Source organism: Streptomyces sp. NPDC043952 (genome assembly GCF_056435325.1).
In genome coordinates this window covers 1-5,253 of sequence record NZ_JBWKES010000069.1, presented here as the reverse complement: position 1 = coordinate 5,253, position 5,253 = coordinate 1, and the positions used below count along the sequence as shown (strand labels likewise).

The 5,253-nt window shown below is 75.7% G+C and carries 2 protein-coding genes; both read left to right on the top strand.

The annotated features are described in order from the left end of the window. Positions 1-330: 330 nt before the first annotated feature. Positions 331-2,637: an FUSC family protein gene (locus AC069R_RS33985; RefSeq protein WP_478770550.1), complete on the top strand. Its 2,307-nt coding sequence runs from the start codon at positions 331-333 to the stop codon at positions 2,635-2,637. Positions 2,638-2,818: 181 nt separating this feature from the next. Further along, entirely contained in the window at positions 2,819-5,158 is a 2,340-nt protein-coding gene (locus tag AC069R_RS33980; protein ID WP_478770549.1) for a SpoIIE family protein phosphatase, read from the top strand. Positions 5,159-5,253 lie beyond the last annotated feature (95 nt).

Here is a 5,253-nt window from a genome sequence, read left to right as displayed (position 1 = left end):
CACCCGCTACGACAAGACCACCCAGTCCTACCAAGCAGCCGTCACCCTCGCAGCACTCCTGATGTGGGCGTGACATTTGACGACAGATCCTAGGGGCGGTCCCGTACGGCAGTCTCCGTAGGGGCCGTCCCATACGGCAGTCTCCGTAGGGGGCTCGCCCCAGGGGCGTCACCGTAGGGATCTCGCCGTAGGGACTTCACCGTAGGGGTCTCACCGTAGGGATTCCGCCGTAGGGATCGCCGTACGCGTCTCCCCCCAAGGGTCCCCCGATCGCGCGCCCGGTGCCTGTGCGCAGGTGCCGGGCGCGCGGTGATGGGTGAGCCTGGAGGGATGTCTGGTGTTCCCGCCGGCCGGATCCCGGCGCCGTACGCCGCCCCGGCGCGCCGGGCGCTCCAGGTGACGCTCGTCGCCGCGGCCGGCTTCTACTTCTTCCGCTACGGCCTGGACCGCCCCGTCGCCGCCACGTACGCCCTGTTCGCCGCGGTGGCGCTGGGCGGGCTGGCGAGGATTCCGGGCACCGGGCGGCAGCGCGCCGTGGTGGTGCTGCGGCTGATCCCGGTGGGCTGGCTGCTGGTGGCCGTCGGGACGTACCTGTCGGTGCGGACCTGGAGCGCCGTCGCCGGCATGCTGATCGTCGGCTTCGCGCTGGCCTTCTCCGCCATCGGCGGACCGCGTCCGGCGGGGGCGGCGCCGGGTCTGCAACTCCTGTACATCCTGCCGTCGTTCCCGCCCTACGATCCCGGCCAGCTCGACGACCGGCTGCTCGGCACGACCACCGGCATGGCCCTGCTCGTCCTCGCCGAGGCCCTGATCTTCCCCGAGCCCGCCCCGCCGCCGTACCGGGCACGCGCCGCGCACGCCGCCGCCGTCGCGGCCCGCTGCTCCGCCCTGCTCGCCGCCCCGCCGTACACCCTCTCCCCGGACGACATCCGCGCCGCCCGCGAGGCCGGCCACCGGCTGCGCTCCCTGACCGTGCCCGAGGCGGACCGCCCGGCGGGTCCGGGGGTACGGGACCGGGCCCTGTCCCACACGGGCCTGGCGACCCGGACCCTGCTGAGCAGGCTGCCCCGGCTGTCCGCGATGTCCGGCCCGGCGGTCGTACGGGACGGAAGCGACCGGCCGCCCCCCGCCCCGGACGGAAGCGACCGGCCGTCCCCCGATCCGGGCGGCGGTGAGCGGCCGGCGGCCGCGCCCGGTGTCCCGCCCGACGCCGCCGTGACCGCCGTACTCGACGCGGTCGCGCGGCTGGCGACCGCCGGCGCGGGCTGCCTCCGCGAGGGCTCCTCTCCCCTGGCCGCCTACCAGGAGCTGGCCGCGGTCCGCGCCGTCCTGTCCGCCCGGTCCGCGGTCCCCGCGGGGGAAGCCGGGGCACCGTCGCCGGACGTGCTGCGGCGGCACGCGGCCGCGCTGGAGGTCGCCGATGCCGCGCTGGCGATGGGGGCGGCCGCCGATCTGGCGGTGCACGGCCGGCGGGCCACGGTGGTGGGGCCGCCGGAGCGCTTCTGGTACGCCACCGCCCGCGCCCCGCAGCTGTGGTGGCACCGGGTGCGCGGGCACGCCGGGCGGCGCTCGGTGTTCTTCCAGAACGCGGTGCGCATCGCCCTGGCGCTGATGGCGGCGCGGCTGGTGGCCGGCGTGGACACGCTGCCGCACGGCTTCTGGGCGACGCTGGCGACGCTGACCCTCACCCGCACCACCATGGACGAGACCTGGAGCACCATCCGCTCCGCCCTCGCCGGAACCCTGGCCGGCGCGCTGGTGACCGGCGGGACGCTGGCCCTGGTCGGCACGCACACCGAGGTCTACGCCGTCGTCCTCCCCCTGTGGATGCTGTTCGCCTTCACGGTCGGGCCGGTCAAGGGGGTCGGCTGGGCGCAGGGCCTGTTCACGGTGCTCGTGGCTCTGGTCTTCGCCCAGCTCGCGCCGCCGACCTGGCGGCTGGCGGAGGTACGCCTGCTCGATGTGCTGGTCGGCAGCGCGATCGGCGCGGTGTTCGGGCTGCTGGCCTGGCCGCGCGGCGCCCATGACGAACTGCGGTACGCGGCGGCGGAGCTGCTGCGCAGGGCGGCCGAGATCGTGGTGGCGACCAGTGCCTCGGTGGCCCTGGAGGGGCGGGCGGCCGTCCCGGCGGGGATGCCCGGACACCGTTCGCTCCAGCGGGCCGTGATCCTGGCGGAGTCCGCGTACGGGCAGTTCCAGAGCGAGGCGACGCCGTTCGGCGGCCGGGGTCGCGTGCCCGTGCCGCCCCCGGTGGACTGGCAGGCGGCGCTGATGGCCGGGCATCACACCCTGTGGGGCTCGGAGCGGCTGCTGGAACCGCCGTGCACCGGTCTCGGCCCGGCCGCGGCCGCGGTCAGCGGCCTCGGGGACCGGGTGGCCGGGCGCATGCTCCTGGTCTCGGCGGCCCTGGACCCCGGCGGCGACACCCCGGCGGCCCCGCTGCCCCGCCTCGCGCGGTCCCTCGCGGGCGCCGACGCGGAGCCGCCAGGTGCGCCCCGGTTGTATTACGCCACCGTGTCCTGGCTGGACTCCCTCATGGCCGATCTGTCCAGGATCGCGCGCGGGGGCGGGGAAGCCGGGGCGGACGGGGACGAGAGCGGAGGCGGTGAGGGGGAACCCGCAGGACCCGGACCTTGATCCGGGCCTTGATCCGGACCTTGATCCGGGACGTGCATCGGAGGGGTTCCCCGTAGCGACCCGACCTGACCCGACCGGATCGCTGCGGATCGCCCCTCCATGGGGTAGGCGTGAGGTGAGGCCCGGTCCGGCCTCACCGGTACGGCGTCGGCCGGACGGACCGGCGGAAGGAGCGAGTCGGATGTGCGGAGGGACGCGGCACCCGGACCCGGATCGGTCCGCGACGGCCCCGGCGGAGCCCCGCGCGGACCACACCGCCGGGCCGCGGGCGGAGCAGGCCGCGAGGCCCCGGACGGAGCAGGCCACGGAGACCCGCGCGAACCCGTCCGCGCGCCTCCGGACGGACCCTGCCGCGGGGCCCCGCGCCGACCCCGCCGCGGAGCCCGAGGCCGAGCAGGCTACGGAACCCGATGCCGAGCCGGCCGCGCAGCCCACCGCCGACCGCCCCACCGAGCCCGAAGGCGACCGCCCCACCGAGCCCGAGAACGACCGGGCCTCCGAGCCGACCAGCCTGTTCGATCTGCTGGGCGTGGCCGCCGTACTCCTGGAGGCCGACGGCCGGATCGACATGTGGAGTCCCCAGGCCGAGAAGCTGTTCGGCTACGACCGCGAGGAGGCCGTCGGGCAGTACGCGGCGCTCCTGCTGCTGCGCCCCGAGGACCGGGACGCGGCGATCCGGCTGTTCGCCGAGGTGATGGAGACCGGCCGGGGCTGGGCGGGGGCGTTCCCGGTGCGCCGCAAGGACGGCAGCACGCAGGTCGTCGAGTTCCGCAACATGCGGCTGACCGACCACCTCGGTGATCACTACGCGCTGGGGCTGGCCACCGACCGCTCCACCCTGCGCCGGGTGGAGCGCAGCACCGCCCTGTCCGCCCGGCTGGTCACCCAGGCCCCGGTCGGGGTGTCCGTCCTCGACACCGAGCTGCGCTACGTGGCCGTCAACCCCGCCCTCGCGGCCATGCACGGCCTGCCCGCGGCCGACCACATCGGCCGGCGCTACGACGAGCTGTTCCCGGACACGGCGTTCCACGCGGTCGAGGCGTCCATGCGCCAGGTCCTGGAGACCGGCGCCCCCGTGGTGAACCAGGAGGTGGTGGGCCGTACCGCCGCCGACCCGGCCAATGACCACGCCTGGATGACCTCGCTGTACCGGCTGGAGGACCACCAGGGGCACACGCTGGGCGTCGCCACGGTGGCGGTGGAGGTCACCGACCGCTACCGCGCGGCCCAGGAGGCCGAGCGGGCCCAGCGGCGGCTGCGGCTGATGGCCCGCGGCTCGGCCCGGATCGGCACCACCCTGGAGGTGGAGCGCACGGCGCGGGAGCTGGCCGACGTCCTGGTGCCCGACCTCGCCGACATGGCCGCGGTGGACCTACTGGACAGCATGCTGCGTACGGGCCGTACGGAGCCGGGCGAGGGCCCGCCGCTGTTCCGGGCGCTGGCGGTGAAGACGGCCTATCCCACCGACGCCGCCGGGGCACTGGTACCACCCGGCCGGCTCACCGTCTACCACGCCGGCCACCCCGCGGCGCAGAGCGTGCGCTCCGGGAAGCCCGTGCTGATCAGCCATCTGGACAGGGGCGACGTGGGCCGGGTCGCCGCCGGGCCCGAGGCCGCCCGGCTGCTGGCCCGCGCCGGTGTGCACACCGACATGGCGGTCCCGCTGATCGCCCGCGGCCAGTGCATCGGCGTCATGGGCCTGGCCCGCGCCCGCAACCCCGCGCCGTTCGACGCCGACGACCTGGAGCTGGCCTGCGAACTCGCCTCGCGCGCCGCGCTGAGCATCGACAACGCGGTCCTGCACCAGCACACCCGCAGCACCGCCGAAGCCCTCCAGCGCAGCCTGCTGCCCCGGCTCTCCCCCTACCATCCGGGCCTGGAGATCGCCGCGCGCTACCGGCCCGCGCAGGCGATCGGCGAGGTCGGCGGCGACTGGTACGACGTCATCCCGCTGGACGGCGACCGCACCGCCCTCGCGGTGGGCGACGTCATGGGCAGCGGGATCGCGGCGGCGGCCACCATGGGCCGGCTGCGCACCGCCACCTCCACGCTGGCCGATCTCGATCTCGGCCCGGCGCGCGTCCTCACCCACCTCGACCGGATCACCCTCGGCCTCGACCCCTACATCGCCACCTGCGTCTACGGCGTGCACGATCCCCGCCTCGGCCGCCTGGAGGTGGCCTCCGCCGGGCATCTGCCGCCGGTACTGATCCCGTCCGACGGGCCACCGCGCCTCCTCGACCTGCCGACCGGCACTCCGCTGGGCGTCGGCGGGGTGTCCTTCGAGTCCAGCACGCTCCGACTGCGGCCCGGCGACCAACTGGTCCTGTACACCGACGGCCTGGTGGAGACCCGCGACGACCCGATCGACGCCCGTCTGGCCGAACTGGTCCGGCTGCTCTCCGCGCCGTCCCCCTCCCCGGAGGACACCTGCGACCGGCTGCTGCGGGAGCTGCGCCACCCCGCGGGCCACGACGACGTGGCCCTCCTCATCGCACGGGTGCTGCCGCTGGAGTCCTAGCTGTATTGCCCCGTGAGGTTGGGGACGCGGCTGGCGGGTGGTTTACCTGCGAGCGCGGTGTGTCCGCGGTGGTGATTGTAGGTGTGCAGCCAGGC